This window comes from Corynebacterium hindlerae (assembly GCF_014117265.1).
GTDB classification, from domain to species: Bacteria; Actinomycetota; Actinomycetes; order Mycobacteriales; family Mycobacteriaceae; genus Corynebacterium; species Corynebacterium hindlerae.
Map to the genome: position 1 here is coordinate 1,225,226 of NZ_CP059833.1, position 22,363 is coordinate 1,247,588.

The window sequence follows — 22,363 nt, forward strand, 5'->3', positions numbered from 1 at the left end:
CCTCCTCATTTCAGCTTGCTAGCGTTCACACAACGATAGTGTTACGGTACTGCGTAGACTTAACTACGGCAAGGCGTAGTTTGTAAAATCGCAGAGGAGTTTTCGTGACCCAACCTCAAGGAGCCTGGCTAGAATCCATCACCTTGTTCCAACAGCTCAGAGACGGCGACTTCGTAGGCGCCCACCGTCTCCTCACCTCAGCATCAGACCCCACCGCCACGCTGCACGGAATCGCTCGCATGTTCCACGTGTTTCTCCAGTCAGAACCGCCAACCAAGCTCGACCACTTTATGGACACCGCCCGAACCATGGCCCCTCCGCCCCCGCTGCACGTACCCCAGCAACACATCCCGGCTGCGCGACCGGAGTTACGGATTGTGCCGTCGTTAAGCACGCTGCTTCACACCCACTGCGCCCTTATCGCAGGAACAACCCGCGCCGGAACCCCCTTTGTCCTACACGACCCCTACCTCGAAGCCACCACAGACTCCACTCTGACCTTCAGCGCCACCTCACCCCTGGCACGCCAACTCCCTTCCTGCGGCACCGTGGAAGTGGTGTTTCGCGACAACGCGCACACCACCGACTTCCGCTTCACCGGCCGGCTCACCGGCTACACCATCGAGCTAATCGACGCGCACCCACACCCCACGGGCGACCCCCAGCGCTAACTGCACGTTCCGATCCCCCACCGTCACCGCAACCGAACCACTAAACGGCCCGGATTCCGACACCGTCAGCGCAGCCCCCACCACAATTCCCTGCTCCGAAAAATAGCGCAGCAGCGCCGGGTCCGCGTCACTGATTCGCTCCACGGTGACCACGCTCCCAGCAGGCACCTCCGACAGCGCCACCGCCTCCAAACGGTCAACCGAACCATCCCTGCTTGGGATCGGATCACCATGCGGATCCCGATCCGGGAACCCCAGCTTCTCCTCAATCCGGTCAACCAAAAAATCGGACACCGCGTGCTCCAGCACCTCAGCTTCCGCGTGTACCTGATCCCACTCAAAATCCAGCGCACTGACCAGGAACGCCTCAATGAGTCGGTGGCGTCGCACCATCTGAATGGCGAGCTGGCGGCCCGTTTCCGTCAGCGTCACCGCACCATAGCGGGTATCATTCACCAGCTTGAGTTCCTGCAGCTTACGCACCGCATCAGAAGCAGTGGACAGCTTCACCCCCACCTGCTGCGCCAGCGCCGTCTTGGTCACCGGCTCCGCCGACCACTCCTGCAGCCCCCACAGCGCCTTGACGTAATTCTGGTGACTCGCGGATAGCTCCTCCAAGGAAGTGACGGGTTGTGTGTTGTTATTCGTCAATCCGAATCCCCACCCACACCGGCTCCGGTTCCAGCAGCACACCGAACTTCTTATCCACCCCGGCGCGGATCACTCGCGCAAGCGACACGATATCCGCTGCCGTAGCGCCACCCCGGTTGGTCAGCGCGAGCGTGTGCTTGGTGGACAGTGTCGCAGGAGCGTCACCGCCGGGGAATCCCTTGGGGAACCCGGCGCGTTCAATCAGCCACGCTGCCGACAGCTTCGATTGGTCAGAATCGGCAATCGGGTAGCACGGCATGGTGTCGTCGCCCGTCACGTTCCGAACGTAGTCAGCCACGCGATTATCGACGGCCGGGTTAGTGAAAAACGAACCTGCTGACCAGGTGTCATGATCCGCAGAATCCAACACCATTCCCTTACCGGCGCGTAGCTCAAGCACGGCCTCACGTACCTCGCCTGCTGGACGACGTTCTCCCGCACCGTTTGCCCCCAAACGACGGGCCAGTTCACCAAACCGCAATGGTGCCGACATCCCGGAAGGGTCAAGCTGCAGCTCGATGTCCAGTACCACAGCGCGGGAGGTAAATTTCAGGTTGGAGTAGCGGTATCCCAGCTCCAGTGCCTCCGCGGGTACCCACGTCACCTCGCGTTTCACCCGATCCAGCAGCCGGACCCGAGTGAGCACGCTGGAAATTTCTGCACCGTACGCCCCCACATTTTGCACGGGGACAGCACCCGCCGACCCTGGGATGCCAGAGAGACATTCAATCCCGCCGAGCCCAGCCCCGACAGCGAGGGAGACCACGTCGTCCCACTGCGCACCAGCCTCCGCATGTACCAGCCCACTCTCCGGGTCCACGGAAACGGAGTCAAAGTCCAAGACCACCGCCACAATGTCGAGGTCGCCATCGGCCACCACGAGGTTGGAGCCACCACCGACGATAAGGAGCGGGACTTTGTGGAAATCGAGCAACGTCACCACGGAAGCCGCCGCGGCCGGAGAATAGCAGCGCATAGTGAGCAGTGGCTCGCCCCCCACGCGCAGGGTGGTGAGATCACGTAGCGCCGTTTCCTCCAGCTCAAGGTCGGGAATTCGATCAATCTGTGGACGAATATCGGCGAGTTTTTGGGTCAGCAGTAGGTCATGCACACCAATAACGGTAGTCTGTATTCATGGCTAAGCGTAGTGAGAACACCGCAACTATTAATTTTCCACCAGCAAAGGTGCTTGAGGCATACTCGAGCGCTGAGTACTGGGCATACAACGTAGCTAACTTCTCCACCGAACCAGGAGAGGTGCACCAGTTCACCCAGACTGATGACAGCGTCGAAGTTGTCCTCTACGAGATCCTCCCACAGGAGCTGATGCCAGAGGCAGCACGAGCAATGATTTCCCAGGCGCTGAAGGTCAAGCGCGTGGTCAAGCTGGGTTCCACCGGCGGATCCTACACCGCCGATGTCAAGGGCACCCCAGTGGACTTCAAGGGCGACATCACCATCTCCGGCGAGGAGACCACCACCCTGACCTACGCCAACGAAGTCACCGTGGACATCCCATTCATGGGCCCTGCGATTGAGCCTAAGGTCGCTGAAGCCCTCGTTGATTTCTTCGCTAACGAGGCTGCCCTGACCGAAAAGTGGATCTCCGAGAACCTCTAAACTTCTCGTACCTCATGGCCGACCACGCTCACAACCTGCGGTTTTCCGCGAGCAAAGGTCGGCCTATCGGCGTTATTACCCGGGGCACCACCAATATCAACCGGCTCAGGCGCTGTGATCGCTGGATGCGCTACCACCCGGATATCCACGCGGCACTCGATGTAGCGCACCCGCTGGCCCTTGATGTTGGCTACGGTGCCTCCCACACCACCACGGTGGAATGGGCCGGTTGGCTACGCCGGATCCGCCCGGACATCCACGTGACGGGACTAGAGATCAACCCCGAACGAGTGTTGCCTCCCCGTGATGGTGTCACCTTCGAACTGGGCGGCTTTGAGCTTGCCGGCTACCAGCCCAACTTGGTCCGCGCCTTTAATGTGCTGCGCCAATACGATGTCGCCCAAGTGGATGAAGCATGGTCCGAGGTCTGCTCCCGGCTCGCACCCGGCGGATTGTTTGTGGAGGGCACCTGCGATGAACTGGGCCGACGCTCCTGCTGGGTGTTACTGGACTCCAGTGGCCCCCGGTCGCTCACGTTAGCGTGGGACCCGATGGACGTCGATAAGCCCAGCGACCTCGCGGAGCGCCTTCCCAAAAAGCTCATCCACCGCAACATCCCCGGCACCGCCATCTATGACCTGCTACGCGCCCTCGACGACGCCTGGGACCGCGCCGCCGGCTACGCCACCTTCGGCCCCCGGGTGCGCTGGCGCGAGGCGCGCGCCCTGCTTGACGACGCCATCCCCCACACCCCCATCCGGCGTCGCATACGTGACAATACGATCACAGTGCCGTGGGACTTTGTGGCGAACTAGCGTCCCGTTTGCCACACTGGTTGATTGTGACCAAAAAAATCTGGAAAGCATTCATCACCATCGCGCTCGTCCTCGCGCTGCTCCTGATCGCCGCCGAGTTCGGCTTGCGCTGGGCAATTAGCGACCAAATGAAGAAGGAGTTCGCCTCCTCCACTGGGCAGGCTCAAGAAGAGCCATCCATCAAGTTCGGCCCCACCCCGGTACTGTTGTCGCAGCTGACCGGTGTCATTCCTTCGGTGGAGATGCGTACCCCGGCAACGTACACCATCGCTGACGGCCCCAACGGCGCACCGAGCATCGTCGGGGATCCCGCCTCGCATGTGATGATTTCCGATCTGAACATCTCCGACCGCAACAACCCGATCGCTGGGCATCTTGAGGCGGAGACCGAACTGCCGGAGGATTTCCTGCTCGCCCAAGCGCAGGCGGGCGTGGCGAATCAGAAGGCTGCTAGTGGCAACGATCTCACATCGCAGCTGATTAATGGCCTGGTGAAGATCACCAAGTTCGATGCTGTCGCAGCCGAGAACGCCGTGAAAGTGGAATTCTCTAACGGGGCAGCCACCCTGACGCTCAGGCCGATCGCCACCAACGGTGGCCTCATTTTTGAAGCCGAACAAGCTAACCTGCTGGGATTGGACCTTCCCTCGTCAATCACCGAAACGATCTCTAAGGCGCTAGCGAAGCAAGCAGACCAAGCCGCTTCTGACCTTTCAGTAGACGAGGTAGTAGTGGAGGAATATGGCGTTCGGTTGCGGTTCTCGGGCGACGATGTCCCGCTCAGCAGCCTTGAGGAACAACAGCGAGCCCACACTCGCTAGGCCAGGATGTCTCGCGGGCGGGATACTCCCAGCCTGCTCGCGCCTGCCGCGATCAATTCCCGTGACATCTCCACGGTGCGAATCCCTCCCGACGCTTTAATCGGGATGCGTACCGTTTGAGCGAGCAGACGCACTGCCTCCACCGTTGCCCCGCCCGCGGGGTGGAAACCGGTGGAGGTTTTTACGTAGTCAGCGCCTGCCTTTTCCGCGATCTGCGCTGCCATAACGATCTTCTCTTCCGGAAACGCCGCCGTCTCGAGGATGACTTTCAGGGTGACATGATCAGTGATCGCCTCACGCACCGCCACGATCTCCGAGAGCAGCTGGTTCATATCGCCGCTACTGATCGCCCCGAGATTCGGCACCAAATCAATATGGGTAGCGCCGTTTTGCACCGCGAACCGCGCCTCCGTCGCTTTGATCAGCGGGTGGTGTGTGCCGTGCGGGAAACCGCACACCGTCGCAACTGTCAGCTCCGACTCGGCGACGGCGTGCAGCAGGTGTGGCGGCACACAGATGGTGGGCACCCCCAGGGCGTGGGCGTCTTCCGCCAGCTTTGCGACGTCCCGGGTCGTCGCAAGCGGATCCAACAGCGTGTACTCAAGCAAAGGGGCCAGATCGTGACTCATGTCTTCACTATATTCACACCACAGTAAGATATTCAGGCATGACTCCTGTAGCTCTCCCTGACACTGACGAACACCAGTACATCCTGACCTTAAGCTGCCAAGACACCACCGGCATCGTCGCCCGTATTTCCGCATTCATCCAGGAACTCGGTGGCTGGATCGTGGAGGCAGACTACTTCACGGACGCACATTCCGGCTGGTTCTTCACCCGTCAGGCAGTGCGCGCGTCCTCGATCAGCATCAGCTTCGAGGAGCTCCAGGAACGTTTCGCCGCGATCGCCGATTCCATCGGTGAGCATGTCGAATGGCGCCTCTACGATAACGCCCACCGCAAGAAGGCCGTCATTCTGGTGTCTAAGGAGGGTCACTGCCTGCACGATCTCCTCGGCCGCGTCGCGCAAAACGACTACCCGATGGAAGTTGCCGCCGTCATTGGTAACCATGAGAATCTCCGGCCGATTGCCGAAGCTCACGGTATCGATTTCCACTACATTCCGTTTCCGAAGGACGCCGTCGGCAAGCGGAAGGCCTTCGACAAGGTTGCTGCCATCGTCAATGCTCATGAACCGGACGCGATCGTGCTCGCCCGGTTCATGCAGATCCTGCCCGCCGACCTGTGCGAAATGTGGGCTGGCCGCGCCATCAACATCCACCACAGCTTCCTGCCATCATTCATGGGCGCTCGCCCCTACCACCAGGCGTACCAACGTGGCGTGAAACTCATCGGTGCTACCTGCCACTACGCCACCTCCGACCTGGACGATGGCCCCATCATCGAACAGGACGTCATCCGCATCTCCCACAAGGACACCCCTGCGGACATGCAGCGCATTGGTCGTGACGCGGAACAGCAGGTACTCGCCCGCGGCCTCCGTTTCCACCTGGAAGACCGCGTGCTGGTCCACGGCAATCACACCGTGATCCTGGTGTAACCTCCTACCAGCGGCCACTCAAAATGTCTTTGAGCTGTGGGCGGACGTCAAAGAAGAACACGCCCACGGCAACCAATCCGATCCAGCTCAGGAACATCATCTTGGTCGCGATCGCGAATGCCGAACCGACCAAGATCGCGCACCACACCCACTTGCCCTGGCGATCCGCCGCGGAAAACGCATCCTCACGGGTAGCGGCAACAAGGACGGCCCCGTACAGGGCCACGCCAGCCATCAACCAGTACAGCAGTTGATTTACCCACGCGTAGATGAAATCTGGGGTTATTGGCATCGGCTCATCCTTTGCTGTGTCACAACGTTCAACTGATCCCTCATCCTAACAGGCTTGAACCAAACAGCAGTTGGGAGACCGCGTAAATAGCAAGACCAGCGAGTGCACCGACGATGGTGCCGTTCAGCCTGATGTACTGCAGGTCTTTGCCCACCATCAGCTCAATCTTATCGGCTGCTTCTTCTGCATCCCAGCGGGCCACGGTCTCTGAAATGATCTCGGCTACCGCTGGAGCGTAGTTGTCCGCCAGGAAGCGCGTCGCCCCCGTAATGCGTCGGTCCAAAGACTGCCTCAGGTCCGAGTCATCCCGCAGGTTGTTGCCCCACACCACCGCCGACTCGGCGATCTTAGTGCGCAGGGGCGACTCCGGGTCAGAGGCAGCTGCGATGATGCCCCGAGAGGTTGCCGCCCACAGTTGCTGTGGCGCGTTCAGGACAGGGCGTGACCCCATCACGTCGTGCTTCCAGTCCTCGACCCTAGCGATCATGACCTCGTCGTGCTGCAGGTCGTGAGCCAAGCGATCGATGAAGTCCCGCAAGGCCTGGCGCGCCTCATGGTCGGGGTTGTGTGCGACGGCGGAGGTCCACTCCACTGCCTCCCGGTACACCTTGTCACCCACTAGATCATGAACAAACCTCGGGGCCCAACGGGGCAGCCGTTCGTCCACCATTTCCACAATGAACGCCTGGTTGTCTGTGACTTTGCGGTGCACCCAACGCACGGTTTCTTCCACGAGTGGTTCAGTTTTACCGTCCTCGATGAGTTGTTCCAGCAACTTGCCCAGCGGAGGCCCCCACCGCGGCTCTGCCGCTTTATCCACCAACACCGTCTTAATAAGCTGTTCCGCGTCCGCTGGATCCATCGCACGTACCACGTTGACGGTGAGACGACCGGCTTCAGCAGAAACCTTGTCAGCATTCGCTGGATCCACGAGCCAGCTCGCGAGCTTTTCCGGGATGCCAAACTCGCGCACTTTTTCTGTGATGAGCTCAGCGTTGAGGAAGTTGGAGCTGATGAAGTCCGACATCGCTACGCCAACTTGATCCTTTTTCCGCTTCACGATCGCCGTGTGCGGAATCTTGAGCCCCATCGGATGTTTAAACAGTGCGGTGACAGCAAACCAGTCTGCAAGGCCACCGACCATTCCCGCTTCGGCAGCAGCCCGCACATATCCGATCCATGCGCCGGTGATCCCGAGCCGTGCCTCAGCGTAACGACAGCTCAGGAAAATCACTGCCGCGACGCCTAGCAATGCTGTAGCGAGGAACTTGTGGCGTTTCAGGGCGACGCGGCGCTCTGCTTCATCGGCCGGGGTGGGCATGGTTGATGTAGACATAACTGCCATTATCGCTTATCGACGCCATCAGTGATGAAGACCATGGGAATTTAGCGTACCGATGGGATTTTTACGGCAGTTTTCGTCCCATCCGTACGCTCGATTTTCCTTTCTGCCCTAACTAAAGCAGCCCCGCCAACTCACCCTTTCAGGTGAGCAGACGGGGCTGTGAGCGGGGTGGTTAACTAGTCGTTTCGACCAGTGCGGGCACGCCACTTACGGAGCTCGCTGCGGCCAGCAAAAATCGCGCCGAATCCTGCCACGAGGAAGACGACGGCGAGAACGCCACCGACCACGGCGTAGAGGTCCCAGTTTTCCTGAGATCCAACAGTCTTAGCGCCGAACCCGAAGATCAGGATGCCGAAACCAGCGAGAGAAGCCAAAACCAGGCCCATGCCGATCCACGTGGAGGAACGGAGCAAGGAGGAGTGTGGTGCCTCGTAGCTCACAGGGTGGTAACCCTCAACGTAGTTGGCCTCGATGGTTCCCTCGTATACAGGGAAATCCTGGAGAGCTTTGCTGTCGTTCATGTTAGCTAGTCGCCTTTCTCAAAAGCTGCAATTACTTACAGCTTAGTGGTCCTTTGCAGAGAAGAAAGCACGAGCCCTCTCCTTGTTGATCGCAGCAACTGCGGTCAATGGGATACCAGCTGGGCAGACGTCAGCACACTCGCCGTAGAGGGAACATGGACCGAAGGTGGTTTCCACTTGGTCAACCATCTGACGGGCACGCTTGCCACGCTCTTCCTTGCCCATTGGCATGAGGGAGAGGTGAACGAGCTTTGCACCGGTGAACAGGTGTGCCGCGCCGTTAGGGCAGGCAGCCACACATGCGCCACAGCCGATGCAGGCTGCGTGGTCCAGAGCCAGCTCAGCGGTCTGGTGGTTCATGTGCAGGGTGTCTGCATCTGGAGCGGTACCAGCGTCAACGGAGACGTAGCCACCCTGCTGCATGACGCGGTCCAGAGCGGAGCGGTCGACGACCATGTCCTTGATGACAGGGAACGCTGCGCTGCGCAGTGGTTCGATCTTGAGAGTGTCACCGTCGTTGTAGCTCACCAGGCGCTGCTGGCAGGCTGGCTTGTTCTTGTCTGCACCGTGTGGGCGACCGTTGACGTTGAGGCCACAGGTACCACAGATGCCCTCGCGGCAGTCAGAGGCGAATGCGAATGGCTCCTTGCCGGCCTCGATCATGCCTTCGTTGACGTGGTCGAGAAGCTCGAGGATGGACATCTGCTCAACTGCGTCTGGGACCTGGACAGTCTCGAAGTGACCTTCGGTGTTTGGTCCAGCCTGACGCCAAATTTCAAGAGTCAGTTTCATTACTTGTAATTCCTTGTCATCAGCGGGACGGCTTCGAAGTAGAGAGGCTCAGCGTGGCGGATGAACTTGTCTTCGCCTGCTGGCTCCCATGCAGAAACGAAGCACCAGTTGGCGTCGTCGCGTTCTGCTTCGCCTTCTTCGGAAAGGTGGTCGTCACGGAAGTGCGCACCACAGGACTCATCGCGGTCGAGCGCGTCGACACACATGAGTTCGCCGAGGTCGATGTAGTCGGCCACGCGGTTGGCGTACTCCAGAACCTGGTTCATCTCTTCTGGGCTACCGGTGATGCGCAGGTTGGACCAGAATTCCTTGCGCAGCTTGCGGATGTCCTCGATGCCCTTCTTCAGGTCCTCGATGTTGCGGGCAACACCACAGGAGAAGTAGAGGATATCGCCGAGCTGACGGTGGAAGAACTCAGGGCCGTGCTCACCGTTGATGCTCATCAGCTTGTCGATGCGAGCCTGAGCTTCCTGCAGTGCCTTCACTGCAGCTGGGCTGTCCTCGGCGAGGCGTGGCTCGTTGAGGTGCTTAGCCAGGTAGTTAGGCACGGAGAATGGCAGGGTGAACCAGCCGTCAACGGATGCGGACAGCAGGGAGTTTGCGCCGAGTCGGTTTGCGCCGTGGTAGGTCCAGGAGCACTCGCCGGCAGCGAACAGACCTGGGATGGACGTCATCTCGTTGAAGTCGGTCCACAGACCACCCATGGTGAAGTGGCAGGTCGGTGCGATACGCATCGGAACCTTGTATGGGTTCTCACCGATGGCGTCTTCGTACATCTCGAAGAGGTTGGAGTAACGCTCACGGATAACATCCTCACCGAGGCGCTGGATAGCGTCGCGGAAGTCGAGGTACACAGAGTTGTGCAGCGGGCCGACGCCCAGGCCTGCGTTGATCTGCTGGGAAATACCACGGGATGCGACGTCACGAGGCACGAGGTTACCGAACGCTGGGTAACGACGCTCCAGGAAGTAATCGCGCTCTTCCTCAGGGATGTCGTTGCCTGGACGATCGTCCTTTGGCTTCTTAGGAGACCAAATACGGCCGTCGTTACGCAACGACTCAGACATCAGAATCGTCTTCGACTGCCATTCAGAGTTAACCGGCAGGCCGGTTGGGTGGAACTGAATGAAGGACGGCGATGCGAGGTATGCGCCGCGCTCGTAAGCACGCATGATGGCGGAAGCGTTGGAGTTCTTCGCCAGCGTGGACATGTAGTACACGTTGCCGTAGCCACCGGTGGCCAGCACAACAGCGTGGCCGGTGTGAGCCTTGAGCTCACCGGTGATCAGGTTACGCATGATCACGCCCTGGCAGACCTTCTGGCCATCAACTTCGTTGATGATCAGGTCAACCATTTCGTTGTGGGTGAAGATTTCAACGGACTTCTTGTGGATCTGGCGCTGCAGCGCTGCTGCACAAGACAGCTGCAGCTGCTGGCCTGTCTGACCACGGGTGTAGTAAGTACGGGAAACCTGCACACCACCGAAGGAACGGGTGGCAAGGGTGCCGCCGTATTCGCGAGCGAATGGTGCGCCAATGGCGTTCATGTGGTCGATAACACGGACGGATTCTACGGCCAGACGCCAGCAGTCAGCCTCACGGGAGCGGTAGTCGCCGCCCTTGACGGTGTCCTTGACGTGGCGGTATGCGCCGTCGTTGTCGACCTTCTTACCACGAGCGGAGTTGACGCCACCCTGTGCAGCAATGGAGTGTGCACGGCGTGGGGCATCGTGGTAGGTGAAGACCTTAACGTCGTAGCCGAGCTCACCGAGAGCTGCAGCAGCGCCACCACCGGACAGACCGGTACCGATGACGAGGATGCGGAACTTACGGCGGTTCAGCGGGGAAACGAGATCGTAGTGATCCTTCTGGTATTCCCATGCATCCTTGTAGGAAACACCCTCAGGAAGAGCGGATTCCAGCACGGAGCCGATGGAAACACCAGGGACAACGGAAGCAGGAGCGTTGAACTCTGGCTTCGGTGCGGTTTCGTTATGAGTGCTCATTAATTCTTACCTTCCGACCTAGCTAATCCAGCCAAAGAGAACGGCCAGAGGAATGATGCTGTTGCCCACAAGCACTGCAGCTGGGATCAGGTAAGCAACGAAGAGCAGCACGGCGCGCCAGCGCTTTCCGGTGATGCCGAGGTCGCTCACTGCGGTCCACAGACCGTGAGACAGGTGCAGGAACAGGATCAGCATGGCGACGATGTAGAAGATCGCTACACCTGGGCGGCTAAAGGACGCGATCAGGTTAGCGTAAGCAGCGCCGTGCTCGAAGGAATCAGATGCAGCTGGGGCTGCACCAAGGGTGAGATCCAGGATGTGGAAGATGATGAACAGCAGCAGCACCACGCCGGTCACGATCATGGAGCGCGCGGTGAAAGAGTTCAGACCACCGATGAGGTTGGTGCGCTTGAACTTGCCTCGGGACTGCTTTGCACGGCCAACGAGCGCAAATGCGCCGTATACGTGAAGTACAAGGCATACCAGCAGCACGATGCGGAAGATCCACAGAATACCCTCGCGAGGGAATAGTGGCTCACCAACGGTGCGCAGGAACTCTGCGTAGACGTCGATAGCCTTCTCTTCGCCGTGATCCGGCAGGAAGATCTTCAGGTTACCGATCATGTGGACCAGTACGAACAGTCCGAAAATCACGCCCGTGACCGCCATGGTCAGCTTGAGCGCCCAAGTTGGATAGGATGGCCGCTCACGTAGCGGCTTTTCAGTAATCTTGCCGTGAGCGACTGCGTCACGGTCATCAAATTTAACAGTCATGGCACCTCCAGTGTCGCTACTACTTTACGACCTGGCGCCCCGAAAGAACCACTCAACAACCACCCATGTGACTTCGAGCACTCATGAATGGCCAATTATTGGCAGGTTTTTCCCAGGCGGGAACCATGTAATTAACTAGTCCCACCAGTAACAACGGTAACCATGCTGCACGTTTTCAATAAACTGTGCGCTTGATCACACGCTGCCATTTCGGACATCACACTCCCCCTTTTTTAGATCAATCGAAAGATTGATTAAAGCGCTTGCGAATTTAGCAACAATTTCGCTCGCTAATTCCCTTTTCTAGCAGGAGCTTTGTTACTTTAGCTAATTGCAGAATTAGCTTTGTAAAAACTTGTGAAGTTTTCATGCAAAGGTGACTCCCATCACGCTATGGTGTTCACATGGGAAAGACATATGTGGGCTCACGCCTTCGCCAATTGCGCCGTGAGCGTGACTTAAGCCAGGCTTCGCTAGCCGCGACCCTCGGCCTCTCTGCTAGTTACGTCAACCAGATCGAGCACGACGTGCGCCCACTCACCGTCCCCGTGTTGCTTCGCATCACCGAATCTTTTGGTGTTGACGCAACCTTCTTCTCCCGCGATGATGACTCCCGGTTGCTCGCCGAAGTTCAAGACGTCGTCCTGGATAAGGAGATCTGCCCCACCTCCGTCGAACTGCAAGAGATCTCGGAGATGGTCTACAATCACCCCACCCTTGCCCGCGCCATGGTAGATATGCACCGGCGTTACCGAAACGTCCGAGATAAGTTGAACCTGGCCGTCGATACGCGCCATTCGCCCACGCCCGACGCCCCAACTTCCGCTTCGCAAGCGCTCTCCATGCCACACGAAGAGGTTCGCGACTTTTTCTACGCCCGCCAAAACTACCTCGACGGGGTCGACACCCAGGCTGAACGCATCGCCAACGAACTGAGCATCGGCCCCAACGACATCCGCGCCACCGAAGACTCCATCGCGCACCGCTTGCGCACCGTCCACGGGGTGAACATCCACTCGGCCAGTGAAGTCGGTGGCATCCTGCACCGCTATGACCCCGACACCCGGGACCTCACCCTGTCCACCCGCCTCGACCCCGGCCAGCGCGCCTTCCGTATGGCATCTGAGCTTGGCCACCTCGAAGCACACGCCGTGATCAAGTCCTATGTCGACGAAGGTCACTTCACCTCGCCCGAATCCTACGAACTAGCCATGCGCGGCGTCGCACAATACTTCGCAGCCGCACTCATGCTCCCCTACCGCAGCTTCCACAACGACTCCGAAAAATCACGCTACGACATCGAATACCTCTGCCAGCTTTACGGTGTCGGCTACGAAACCACCTGTCACCGACTCTCCACCCTGCAACGCCCCCAACTCCGCGGCATCCCCTTCACCTTCGTCCGCGTAGACCGCGCCGGCAACATGTCCAAACGCCAATCCGCCACCGGATTCCACTTCACCCACTCCGGCGGCACCTGCCCACTCTGGAATGTCTACGAAACATTCACCAACCCCGGCACCATCATGCGACAACTCGCCCAAATGCCTGATGGCCGCAACTACATGTGGGTATCCCGAACCGTCCGACACCACCGCGGACGCTACGGCGAACCCGGGAAACTCTTCGCCATTGGTCTCGGCTGCGAAGCACGCCACGCCGACCGCACCATCTACTCCGAAGGACTCGACCTAGAAGACATGAACGCAGCAACCCCCATCGGAGCTGGCTGCCGCGTGTGTACCCGAGACAACTGCGCCCAACGCGCCTTCCCGCCGGTGCACCGCAACATTCACATCGACGCACACGAGTCCACGGTGGCACCTTACTAACCAGGACGGATTTCTGGTTCCGATTGGCCAGAACGGGGGTGGTTTTTGGTCATTTCGAGCCAGAAATTCACCCTCCCTAAGCCAATAAAAATTCCCCCGCACAAGCAGGGGAGCTTTTCTCGTGCGGGAGAACCTAGAGGTTAATCATGTGGCCAACGATGCCTTCGGCGGCTTCCTTCATTGCCTCGGACAAAGTTGGGTGGGTGTGGACGTTGCGTCCGATTTCCTCCGCGGTCAGGTCAAACTTCTGCGCGAGGGTGAGCTCTGGGAGCATTTCGGAAACGCCAGCACCGACCATGTGGCCACCCAGCAGTTCTCCGAATTCACCGTCGGCGACGAGCTTGACAAAGCCTGCGGTCTCGGCGAGGCCCTGTGCCTTGCCGTTTGCGGAGAATGGGAAGGTAGCGACCTTGATCTCGCGGTCTGGCCACTTCTGCTTCGCTTGCTCTTCGGTGTAGCCGAAGGATGCGACCTGTGGGTTACAGAAGGTGGCGCGTGGCATCATCATGTAGTCGCCGAGTTCCATGGTTTCTGCGCCTGCGATGGTTTCAGCTGCGACTACGCCCTGTGCTTCCGCAACGTGTGCCAGCTGGAGCTTGGCAGTGACATCGCCGATGGCGTAGATGCCGTCGACGTTGGTGCGCATGAAGTCGTCGATTTCGATGGCGCCACGTTCGGTGAGCTTCACGCCGGTGTTTTCCAGGCCATAGCCTTCGGTGCGTGGCGCGAAACCGATGGAGACCATAACGCGGTCAGCCTTGATGGTGTCGGACTTGGAGCCGTCCTTGGATTCGACATCCACTTCGACACCCTTGCCCTCGCCGAGGTCACGAATGGCGGTGGTCTTGTGGCCCGTCAGGAGCTTAACGCCCAGCTTCTTGTATTCCTTGGTGATGGCCTTGGAAACGTCGGCGTCCTCGTTAGGAAGCACACGATCCATGAACTCCACGATGGTGATGTCCACGCCGTAGTTGGACAGCACGTAGGCAAATTCCATGCCGATCGCGCCCGCACCCACGATGACCATGGAGTTTGGCTTGTTGGAATCGAGGATTTGCTCTTCGAAGGAGACAATGTTGCCGCCGATTTCCACTCCAGGCAGGGAGCGAACGACGGAGCCGGTAGCGATGATGCAGTTATCGAAGGTGATGGTCTTGCCGTCTACCTCGATGGTCTTGGCATCCTTGAAAGTGCCCCAGCCGTCGATTTCGGTGATCTTGTTTTTCTTCATCAGGTAGTGGACACCCTTGACGATGCCCTCAGATACCTTGCGGGAACGCGCGTGCGCGACTCCGAAATCGAAGGAGACGTCACCGGAAATGCCGAAGGTCTTCGCTTCGTGATTGAAGATGTGCGCAACTTCTGCGTTCTTCAGCAGCGCCTTGGATGGGATACAGCCAACGTTGAGGCAGACACCACCCCAGTACTGCTTTTCTACTACTGCAACCTTCAGTCCAAGCTGGGCTGCACGGATGGCGGACACATAGCCACCTGGGCCAGCGCCGAGAACTACTACGTCATAATGTTCAGTCACGCCATCAAGGATACTTACCCTAGGCAACATTGGGGAGAGTTGGGCAGAAAAAAGGGCGCCGAGGTGCGTTTATGCACGCTTTTCGACGCCCTTTTCCTCGCAATCAGCGAGAAAACTTAAATCAAGCCAGCCGACAGAATAGCGTTAGAGATTCCGGAGGAAGTTGCGTGGAGGACTGGGCCCAGAGCGTAGTTGATGGCCAGGATGAGCTGTTCAAAAATCTGCATGATGTTTCCTTAAAGCTTTGAGTGAAAATTGAGCAACACGTTACCTCTACTCAACCGAAGAAACGCGTCATTTCGTTACATGTGCGAAACCACATTAACATCATTTGTAACAATACTGCCATTTAGTCACACACGCCACAGTTTTCCTGCTACTTTGTTAGGTGGTTACCCTTTGTCTTGAAAGTTCCCTACTTTCACGGAAAGATTGTCGATTGGTAACATTCGGAACGAAACTGCCGACAAGCCCTTTGAAGGTTGTAAGACCGCTGTCATACACATGGGATAGACCTGCCGGTCTACCGTCGTAGAACGAGAAAGACTGAATATATGAAGAACTTCCGTCGCATCGCCGCTTCTGTGGCTGCTGCCGCCACCCTGCTGGCTGGAGCTCCAGTAGCAATCGCAGGCACCCCCGTTGCAGAGGTCGCAGCCGGTGTTGCCCCAGCCCAGATCAATGTTGGACCAATGGGTGACGCCCCGCAGTGGCGTGCGGCCGTTGAAGCACACCCACTGGCAGAAGAGATGTGGGCTTACTCTCCGTCCATGGATCGCTGGGTACCGCTCGTCGTTAAGCGTGCTGCTAACCCAGGTCGTCCAACCGTGTACGCCCTGAACGGTGGCGACGGCGGCGAAGGTCGCGCCAACTGGGTCATGCAGTCTGACATTCTCGACTTCTACGGCGACAAGGACGTCAACCTGGTCATCCCAATGGCCGGCAAGTTCTCCTACTACACCGACTGGCAGCAGGACGCACCAAGCCTCGGTGGCAAGCAAATGTGGGAAACCTTCATGACCAAGGAACTGCCACAGGCCATCGAAGCACAGCTGGGCGCTAACTCCCAGCGCGCCATCTTCGGCATGTCTATGTCCGCCACCACCACCCTGCTGTACGCACAGCACCAGCCAGGCTTCTACGACGCTATCGGCTCCTTCTCCGGTTGTGCGCAGACGTCCGGCGGTCTCGGCCTGTTCGCCATCGACAAGACCCTCGAGCGCGGTGGCGTTAACCGCGAAATGATGTGGGGCCCACTTGGCACCGGTAACTGGCACTACAACGACGCCCTCATCAACGCCGAAAAGCTGCGTGGCACCGCGATGTACATCTCCAACGCCTCCGGCCTGGCAGGCCAGAACGACCTGTGGACCAGCCCACGCACCCAGGGTAACTCTGCTAACGTCGGCGTCCTGGTCGTTGAAGGTGGCGCCATCGAAGCTGCTACCAACCAGTGCACCCACGACCTGAAGGCCAAGTTGGATGCTCAGGGTATTGGTGCAGACTGGGCACTGCGTCCAGTTGGTACCCACTCCTGGTCCTACTGGCAGGATGACCTGCGCGGCTCCTGGGAGACCTTCCGCTACGCCTTCGGAATGTAGCGCAGCCGGTTAAAATCGCCCCCTCCATCTCGGAGGCGGGCGATTTTTGCATTCTCACCAATAACCGCTGCGCAAATCGAGCGTACGGATGGGATTTTTAGAGCCTAAATCGTCCCAAACGTACGCTTGATTTCACTCCTACCCCTGATTCGACACATATCAGTAAACTCACGGGGTATGACACAGACCCACGACTTCCTGCGCGATATTGACTCTCCTGACGCACTAGCGTGGGCTGCGGAAAGATCCGAGCGCACGGCAGCAAAGCTCGAACTTGAGCCGCTTCGTAGTGAGCTGCTTGCGGCGCTGGATACGGACGCGCGGATCCCCATGCCCCGCCGGCGCGGCGAGTTGCTTTTCAACTTTTGGCGCGATGCCGATCACCCACGCGGCGTCTGGCGGACCACCACCTTGGACAGCTACCTGGGAGAAACCGAGTGGCGCACCCTGATCGACGTAGATCAGTTGGCTGCCGCCGAAGGCGAGAACTGGGTGTGGAAAGGAGCGCATGTGCGTTCTCCACACTACGACCGTGCGATGATCAAGCTCTCCCGTGGTGGCGCGGACGCGACCGAGCTCCGGGAATTTGACCTTACCACCGGCGAATTTGTGCCTGGTGGCTTCACCGTTCCAGAAGCAAAAACCGACGTCAGTTGGCTAGATCAGGACACCTTGCTCATCGGCACTGACATGGGAGAAGATTCCCTCACCGAATCTGGGTACCCCGCCCACGTGTACCTGTGGAAGCGTGGCGAGGACTTGGCCGATGCGGAACTGTTTTTCTCAGGTAGTCGCAGCGACGTGGCAGTGGGTGGCTGGCACGACTCGATGCCCGGCTTCGAGCGAACCTTCGTCACCCGTTCCCTCGATTTCTACCGTTCCCGCACCTACCTGGACCGGGATGGACTCCAACTCATTGACATCCCCGAAGACTGCGGTTTCTCCACCTTCCGCGAATGGATGTTCATTGCACCCCGCACGGATTTCGCCGGGATCCCGGCCGGTGGTCTGGGAGTGAAGCTCTTTGAGAACTTCCTCGCCGGGGACCGTGACTTCACGCCGGTTTTTACTCCTACCGCAGAAACCTCCCTGCAGGGGCTGACGTTCACCAAGAACTACGCAGTGCTCAGCCTGCTCAGCAATGTGGCCAGCCGCATCATCACCATCCCGCTCGGCCAGTGGGACGAGCAGCACACGCTCGTCGATGGCCTGGGAACCTCCTCGGTCGCCGGAACCAGCCCACTGCGCGATGACGAGATATGGATCACCACTACTAGCTTCGCCCAGCCCACCACCCTGCATTTTGGGCATATCGGTGGGGAGCTGACCGAAGTAAAGACCGCGCCTGCGCTTTTCGACGCCACCGGGATGGAAACCCGCCAGCACTGGGCTACCTCCACCGATGGCACCCGCATCCCCTACTTCATCACGGGTGTGTTTACCGATCAGGCACAGCCAACGTTGGTCCACGCCTACGGCGGTTTCGAGGTCTCACTGCGCCCCAGCTATTCGGTGACGCGAGGCATCGGTTGGCTCGCGCGGTCAGGCCTGTTCGTGGAAGCAAATCTGCGTGGTGGCGGAGAGTTTGGTCCGGAGTGGCACTCCCAGGTGGTGAAAACGAACCGGCACAAGGTATGGGAGGACCACGAGGCTGTCCTCGCTGACCTCGTGGAACGTGGTTACACTACCCCACAGCTGCTCGGTATCAGGGGCGGATCTAACGGCGGGCTGCTCACCGCTGGCGCACTCGTGCAGTATCCCGACCGGATGGGGGCCGTGGTCAGTCAAGTGCCTCTAACAGACATGTTGAGCTACCACACCATGAGCGCCGGCGCCTCCTGGATGGCGGAATACGGCAACCCGGATGATCCAACTGAGCGGGAAGCCATCGTGAAGTGGTCACCGCTGGAGGGCGTCGATAAGCAGCGTGCTTACCCGCCTTGCCTCGTGACCACCTCCACGCGCGATGACCGCGTCCACCCCTCCCACGCCCGCCTGTTCACCCAGCAACTCGAAGACGCAGGTCAGCGCGTCGATTACTACGAAAACATCGAGGGTGGCCACGCCGGGGCGGCCGACAACGAGCAAACTGCATTCATGGAAGCGCTCATCTACTCCTGGCTGTGGAGTACCCTAAGTAACCGATGACCACTCACCGCCTGCGCAACACCCCGATCCCCGGTACCCGAGACGACTACACGGGGGTCGACTTCAACCTCGGGTTCCACATCAGCCACTACGACCTCACCCTCGATTACCGGGTACTGCCGAACCGGCTGAACGCGGTGGCCACGATCGATGCGGAGAATTACGAACCGATCCAGGGCATGACTCTTGACCTGGTGGATTCCATGCGAGTGTCCAAGGTGACGGCGCAGGGCGTGCGACTCGCAAGGTTCAAACAATCCTCAGACAAGCTCCGGATTGCCTTCGCGGAAGAGGTCCCCGCCGACACGAGCTTCGTGCTGACGATCAAATACGCCGGCAACCCCCACCCCGTCCGAACAGCGTGGGGAGAAATCGGCTGGGAGGAGCTGTCCTCCGGCTCCCTCGTCGCGTCCCAACCCTGTGGCGCGCGTACGTGGTTCCCCTGCGATGACACCCCGGATGAGAAGGCGACGTATGACTTTCACGTGAGCGTCGATAACCCGTTCACGGCGGTGTGCAACGGCATCCTTCGAGGTCAAAGCCGATCTGGGTCGCGCACCACATTCCACTGGCACATCGAGCAGCCGATGGCAACATATCTGGCCACGGTGATGGTCGGCGAGTACCAACGCCTGGAGCTGAGCAACGATCCGGTCCCCATTATCGGCTACGTGCCGGCGAAACTCATTCCGGCATTCCAGAAAAGCTTTGCGCGCCAGGCGGACATGTTGGCCCTTTACGTGCAGCTATTCGGCGAATATCCCTTTAGCAGCTACACGGTAGTCGTGACCGAAGACAACCTCGAGATCCCGCTGGAAGCGGCCGGGTTGTCTATTTTCGGCGCCAATCATGCGCGGGAAGCCCGCTGGGAGCGCCTCATCGCGCACGAGCTGTCTCATCAGTGGTTTGGCAACTCGATGGGCCTAGCCCAGTGGAATGACATTTGGCTCAACGAGGGCTTTGCCTGCTACGCCGAATGGCTGTGGTTCGAGCATTCCGCTGGCCGGCCAGCCGCCGAGGCGGCACGGGAACACTACCGTGGCTTGGTGGCGAAGCCTCAGGATCTTCTACTCGCTAATCCCGGCCCGCGGGATATGTTTGATGACCGCGTGTACAAGCGCGGCGCGTTGGTGGTCCACTCCCTCCGCACGCTGCTTGGCGACGATCAGTTCTTCGCAATGCTGCACCGCTACGTCGAATTCGGCCGTCACGGTGTCGTGGAACCGCACGACCTGCGCGGAGAAGTGTTGAATGCTGCCGAGGACCCGCATGCCGTGACACAGCTGTGGGAGTCCTGGCTGCATGAGGTGCAGCTGCCGGTGTTCCCGGAGCCGAGCGCCCGATGAAATCACTGTCCCTAGCGACAGTGTTCGCAGCGCTGTCCGGCTTCGCCATCATTTTCATCGCCCCGCACGCCATGCCACGCGTCGAGGTAGAAGAGTTCATGGCCTTCTGGGGGCTATTCTTCGCCATCACTGGGCTCATCGACGGCCTCATGCAAGAAACCACCAGGTCCGTCTCCAGTGCGCGTTCACACGATCAACTACCGCTAGTTGTTGCTAACCCGTGGCGTACCGCAGCGGGGATCGCGAGTGTCCTTGGCTTCATCGCCATCATCTCTTCACCGCTCTGGCTCATGCTGCTGTCTACGACATCCGGCGTGGCGGTGGCACTGTTGGCCTTCGGCTTGATGTCATACGTCTTCCAGGCGTTGATGTCCGGTCTGCTCAGTGGCACTGAGAAGTGGCCACTTTTGGCGGCGCTGCTCACCCTGGATTCTGGGATTCGCCTAGGCTTGGTGTTGCTCGCGTGGTGGGCAGGCTGGGGACTTCCGATGTTCCTGGTCATCACGGTGATCGGCGCACTGAGCTGGCTGATAATCTTCCCGCTGGCCAAGGATGCGGTGCGCGCTCAGACGGACTGTGCGCCAGTGGTCTTCCGCCGAAATACGCTGTCGGCCATGATGGCGACCGGGGCAACTGCGCTGCTCATTACGGGTTTTCCCACGTTCATTAAGGCGACCCAGGATCCTACCCCGGTGGCTGGGGTGACGATGGCAGCAGTCATGTACGCGGTGACGCTGACGCGCGCCCCGATTTTGGTGCCGCTGCAGCGCTTCCAGTCAGCGTTGATCGTGAACTTTGTGGCGGGTCGCGCGCACGTGCTGCAGGCCTTAGCGAAGCCCGTAGCGGCAGTGTTTGCGCTTGGGGTCAGCGGTGGCGCCCTAGCTTGGCTGATTGGTCCGTGGATCATGGAAACGCTGTGGGGGCCGGACTACGCGGTCCCGGGGGTGGTGCTAGCCATCCTCACCCTGGCGAGTGCCTGCACTGGCGCGCTCATGATCACCGGTACTGCGACCCTCGCTATCGAGCGTTACCGCAGCTACGTGCTGGGGTGGGTCGTGGCCACCGTGGTGGCTTTTGCCATGTTGTTGCTCCCTTTTACGCTGGCCACGAACGTGTGCACGGCACTGTTGCTGGGCCCGGCCGTGGGCGCTTTAGTCCATGTGTCCGCGCTGGTTCGCGACTAGGATACGTGGTATGCCGACGCTCTCCGTTCTTGTCACCGTCTATCACCGCATTAAGCCCGCCGAGCTGCGGGAAGCCCTCGACTCCTTGACGCTACAAACCCACCCGGCGGACGAGGTGGTGATCGTACAGGATGGGCCGATCGGTGACGATTTGCAGGCGCTTATCGACGCCTTCCTCACCTCCTATGACGGTGCCCGCACGATCGTGTTGGCGCGTAACCAGGGGGCGGGGCCTGCGTCTCAAGCAGGGCTCAGCACCATTGACACCGATTTCATCGCGCGTCTCGACGCCGACGATGTCGCATACCCGGAGCGCTTCGCGCAGCAACTTGCGTTTTTCGCCGCGCACCCAGATATTGACGTGTTGGGCACCGCGCTGGCAGAGTTCCACGATGACATCACCAACGTTGTCGGAGTGCGCACTTTGCCAGAAACCCATGATGAACTGGCAAAATATGCGCTAATTAATTCCCCTATCAATAATCCGAGTGTGATGATGCGGACGGCCGTCGCTAAGGCAGCGGGTGGCTATCGCGACGTGCACCACATGGAGGACTACGACCTGTATGCTCGCCTGCTCGCCAGCGGTGCGCAGCTCCATAACCTGCAGCAACCGCTGACGTATTTCCGTTCCAGCGCCGACGTGTTTGAGCGCCGCACGGGCAAGGGTATGTTCGCGGCGGAGCGTCACATGCAGCGCAATTTGGTGTCCTATGGCCTGATTTCCCGGCCGCGTTCGTGGTTTAACCTGGTGGCGCGCACGGCCTATCGGCTCTTGCCCGCGCAAGCTTTACGGGCAGCGTACGGCAGGTTGTTCCACCGCGACTAGTGCGATGCGTTAGGCTACTA

Annotated in this window: 21 protein-coding genes; 11 read left to right on the forward strand and 10 right to left on the reverse strand. The window is 59.4% G+C overall.

The genetic code is table 11. From position 1 onward, the window contains the following. Positions 1 to 104 precede the first annotated feature (104 nt). Entirely contained in the window at positions 105 to 671 is a 567-nt protein-coding gene (locus HW450_RS05975) for a hypothetical protein (RefSeq protein ID WP_182387059.1), read from the forward strand. Here the strand turns inward: HW450_RS05975 and HW450_RS05980 are convergent. Both HW450_RS05980 and HW450_RS05985 read right to left on the reverse strand, forming a co-directional pair. Continuing rightward, the gene (locus HW450_RS05980) at positions 627 to 1,322 is read right to left on the reverse strand and encodes a metal-dependent transcriptional regulator (protein WP_182387060.1); all 696 of its coding nucleotides are present in this window, start codon (positions 1,320 to 1,322) and stop codon (positions 627 to 629) included. The genes HW450_RS05975 and HW450_RS05980 overlap by 45 nt on opposite strands. Further along, positions 1,312 to 2,421 (reverse strand): UDP-N-acetylmuramate dehydrogenase, encoded by a 1,110-nt coding sequence (locus HW450_RS05985; RefSeq protein ID WP_407926303.1) that lies wholly within the window; start codon positions 2,419 to 2,421, stop codon positions 1,312 to 1,314. The genes HW450_RS05980 and HW450_RS05985 overlap by 11 nt, the downstream gene beginning before the upstream one ends. A gap of 35 nt (positions 2,422 to 2,456) precedes the next feature. Between HW450_RS05985 and HW450_RS05990 the strand changes: the two genes are divergently transcribed. From HW450_RS05990 to HW450_RS06000, 3 genes are read left to right on the forward strand one after another with little or no spacing between them, the layout of a single operon-like run. Continuing rightward, entirely contained in the window at positions 2,457 to 2,942 is a 486-nt protein-coding gene (locus HW450_RS05990) for a DUF2505 domain-containing protein (RefSeq protein WP_182387062.1), read from the forward strand. A gap of 14 nt (positions 2,943 to 2,956) precedes the next feature. Beyond that, positions 2,957 to 3,757: a methyltransferase domain-containing protein gene (locus tag HW450_RS05995; protein WP_182387063.1), complete on the forward strand. Its 801-nt coding sequence runs from the start codon at positions 2,957 to 2,959 to the stop codon at positions 3,755 to 3,757. Positions 3,758 to 3,783: 26 nt separating this feature from the next. Beyond that, the gene (locus HW450_RS06000; protein ID WP_182387064.1) at positions 3,784 to 4,578 is read left to right on the forward strand and encodes an LmeA family phospholipid-binding protein; all 795 of its coding nucleotides are present in this window, start codon (positions 3,784 to 3,786) and stop codon (positions 4,576 to 4,578) included. Here HW450_RS06000 and deoC read toward each other — a convergent pair. Continuing rightward, on the reverse strand, positions 4,575 to 5,207 hold the full coding sequence (deoC, locus tag HW450_RS06005; protein WP_182387065.1) for a deoxyribose-phosphate aldolase: 633 nt from the start codon (positions 5,205 to 5,207) through the stop codon (positions 4,575 to 4,577). The two genes, HW450_RS06000 and deoC, sit on opposite strands and share 4 nt — an antisense overlap. Before the next feature lie 38 nt (positions 5,208 to 5,245). Here deoC and purU point away from each other — a divergent pair, with 38 nt between their 5' ends. Then, positions 5,246 to 6,139, forward strand: a complete 894-nt coding sequence (gene purU / locus HW450_RS06010; RefSeq protein ID WP_182387066.1) for a formyltetrahydrofolate deformylase — start codon at positions 5,246 to 5,248, stop codon at positions 6,137 to 6,139. Positions 6,140 to 6,143: 4 nt separating this feature from the next. On the opposite strand, the gene HW450_RS06015 is transcribed toward purU, so the two are convergent. The 6 genes from HW450_RS06015 to HW450_RS06040 form a co-directional block, all read right to left on the reverse strand. Beyond that, positions 6,144 to 6,431, reverse strand: a complete 288-nt coding sequence (locus tag HW450_RS06015) for a DUF2516 family protein (protein ID WP_182387067.1) — start codon at positions 6,429 to 6,431, stop codon at positions 6,144 to 6,146. A 40-nt stretch (positions 6,432 to 6,471) separates the two neighbouring features. After that, entirely contained in the window at positions 6,472 to 7,752 is a 1,281-nt protein-coding gene (locus tag HW450_RS06020; RefSeq protein ID WP_182387400.1) for a DUF445 domain-containing protein, read from the reverse strand. Positions 7,753 to 7,952: 200 nt separating this feature from the next. Continuing rightward, complete coding sequence (locus HW450_RS06025) at positions 7,953 to 8,297, reverse strand: hypothetical protein (protein ID WP_182387068.1); 345 nt, start codon at positions 8,295 to 8,297, stop codon at positions 7,953 to 7,955. 42 nt (positions 8,298 to 8,339) lie between these two features. Beyond that, on the reverse strand, positions 8,340 to 9,089 hold the full coding sequence (locus HW450_RS06030) for a succinate dehydrogenase/fumarate reductase iron-sulfur subunit (protein WP_182387069.1): 750 nt from the start codon (positions 9,087 to 9,089) through the stop codon (positions 8,340 to 8,342). After that, positions 9,089 to 11,095 carry a fumarate reductase/succinate dehydrogenase flavoprotein subunit gene (locus tag HW450_RS06035; protein WP_182387070.1) on the reverse strand — a complete coding sequence of 669 codons (2,007 nt, stop codon included), beginning with the start codon at positions 11,093 to 11,095 and terminating at the stop codon, positions 9,089 to 9,091. Before HW450_RS06035 ends, HW450_RS06030 begins: the two co-directional genes overlap by 1 nt. A gap of 18 nt (positions 11,096 to 11,113) precedes the next feature. Beyond that, on the reverse strand, positions 11,114 to 11,869 hold the full coding sequence (locus tag HW450_RS06040) for a succinate dehydrogenase cytochrome b subunit (protein ID WP_182387071.1): 756 nt from the start codon (positions 11,867 to 11,869) through the stop codon (positions 11,114 to 11,116). Between the two features lie 404 nt (positions 11,870 to 12,273). Here HW450_RS06040 and ramB point away from each other — a divergent pair, with 404 nt between their 5' ends. Continuing rightward, positions 12,274 to 13,701, forward strand: coding sequence for an acetate metabolism transcriptional regulator RamB (gene ramB / locus HW450_RS06045; RefSeq protein ID WP_182387072.1), 1,428 nt, complete (start codon positions 12,274 to 12,276; stop codon positions 13,699 to 13,701). A 133-nt stretch (positions 13,702 to 13,834) separates the two neighbouring features. Here ramB and lpdA read toward each other — a convergent pair whose 3' ends face one another. Then, positions 13,835 to 15,235, reverse strand: a complete 1,401-nt coding sequence (gene lpdA / locus HW450_RS06050) for a dihydrolipoyl dehydrogenase (RefSeq protein ID WP_182387073.1) — start codon at positions 15,233 to 15,235, stop codon at positions 13,835 to 13,837. 554 nt (positions 15,236 to 15,789) lie between these two features. On the opposite strand from lpdA, the gene HW450_RS06055 reads away from it, so the two are divergent. The 5 genes from HW450_RS06055 to HW450_RS06075 all read left to right on the forward strand — a co-directional run bounded on the left by HW450_RS06055 (position 15,790) and on the right by HW450_RS06075 (position 22,343). Then, entirely contained in the window at positions 15,790 to 16,836 is a 1,047-nt protein-coding gene (locus HW450_RS06055; RefSeq protein WP_182387074.1) for an alpha/beta hydrolase, read from the forward strand. A 177-nt stretch (positions 16,837 to 17,013) separates the two neighbouring features. After that, a complete protein-coding gene (locus tag HW450_RS06060; RefSeq protein WP_182387075.1) occupies positions 17,014 to 18,984 on the forward strand; it encodes a prolyl oligopeptidase family serine peptidase in 1,971 nt (656 codons plus the stop codon). Then, positions 18,981 to 20,330 carry a M1 family metallopeptidase gene (locus HW450_RS06065; protein WP_182387076.1) on the forward strand — a complete coding sequence of 450 codons (1,350 nt, stop codon included), beginning with the start codon at positions 18,981 to 18,983 and terminating at the stop codon, positions 20,328 to 20,330. Before HW450_RS06060 ends, HW450_RS06065 begins: the two co-directional genes overlap by 4 nt. Then, complete coding sequence (locus tag HW450_RS06070) at positions 20,327 to 21,514, forward strand: polysaccharide biosynthesis protein (RefSeq protein ID WP_182387077.1); 1,188 nt, start codon at positions 20,327 to 20,329, stop codon at positions 21,512 to 21,514. The genes HW450_RS06065 and HW450_RS06070 overlap by 4 nt, the downstream gene beginning before the upstream one ends. A 10-nt stretch (positions 21,515 to 21,524) precedes the next feature. Further along, the gene (locus tag HW450_RS06075) at positions 21,525 to 22,343 is read left to right on the forward strand and encodes a glycosyltransferase (RefSeq protein ID WP_182387078.1); all 819 of its coding nucleotides are present in this window, start codon (positions 21,525 to 21,527) and stop codon (positions 22,341 to 22,343) included. The last annotated feature ends 20 nt before the right edge of the window (positions 22,344 to 22,363 follow it).

Excerpts from the sequence above, each read along its gene's own strand:
- HW450_RS06035 (WP_182387070.1), bottom strand. The coding sequence starts at position 11,095 with ATGAGCACTCATAACGAAACCGCACCGAAGCCAGAGTTCAACGCTCCT.
- purU (WP_182387066.1), top strand. The coding sequence starts at position 5,246 with ATGACTCCTGTAGCTCTCCCTGACACTGACGAACACCAGTACATCCTG.
- HW450_RS06030 (WP_182387069.1), bottom strand. The coding sequence starts at position 9,089 with ATGAAACTGACTCTTGAAATTTGGCGTCAGGCTGGACCAAACACCGAA.
- HW450_RS06065 (WP_182387076.1), top strand. The coding sequence starts at position 18,981 with ATGACCACTCACCGCCTGCGCAACACCCCGATCCCCGGTACCCGAGAC.
- HW450_RS05990 (WP_182387062.1), top strand. The coding sequence starts at position 2,457 with ATGGCTAAGCGTAGTGAGAACACCGCAACTATTAATTTTCCACCAGCA.
- HW450_RS06075 (WP_182387078.1), top strand. The coding sequence starts at position 21,525 with ATGCCGACGCTCTCCGTTCTTGTCACCGTCTATCACCGCATTAAGCCC.
- HW450_RS06040 (WP_182387071.1), bottom strand. The coding sequence starts at position 11,869 with ATGACTGTTAAATTTGATGACCGTGACGCAGTCGCTCACGGCAAGATT.
- HW450_RS06015 (WP_182387067.1), bottom strand. The coding sequence starts at position 6,431 with ATGCCAATAACCCCAGATTTCATCTACGCGTGGGTAAATCAACTGCTG.
- HW450_RS06020 (WP_182387400.1), bottom strand. The coding sequence starts at position 7,752 with ATGCCCACCCCGGCCGATGAAGCAGAGCGCCGCGTCGCCCTGAAACGC.
- HW450_RS05995 (WP_182387063.1), top strand. The coding sequence starts at position 2,957 with ATGGCCGACCACGCTCACAACCTGCGGTTTTCCGCGAGCAAAGGTCGG.
- ramB (WP_182387072.1), top strand. The coding sequence starts at position 12,274 with ATGGGAAAGACATATGTGGGCTCACGCCTTCGCCAATTGCGCCGTGAG.
- HW450_RS06025 (WP_182387068.1), bottom strand. The coding sequence starts at position 8,297 with ATGAACGACAGCAAAGCTCTCCAGGATTTCCCTGTATACGAGGGAACC.
- HW450_RS06060 (WP_182387075.1), top strand. The coding sequence starts at position 17,014 with ATGACACAGACCCACGACTTCCTGCGCGATATTGACTCTCCTGACGCA.
- HW450_RS06055 (WP_182387074.1), top strand. The coding sequence starts at position 15,790 with ATGAAGAACTTCCGTCGCATCGCCGCTTCTGTGGCTGCTGCCGCCACC.
- HW450_RS06070 (WP_182387077.1), top strand. The coding sequence starts at position 20,327 with ATGAAATCACTGTCCCTAGCGACAGTGTTCGCAGCGCTGTCCGGCTTC.
- deoC (WP_182387065.1), bottom strand. The coding sequence starts at position 5,207 with ATGAGTCACGATCTGGCCCCTTTGCTTGAGTACACGCTGTTGGATCCG.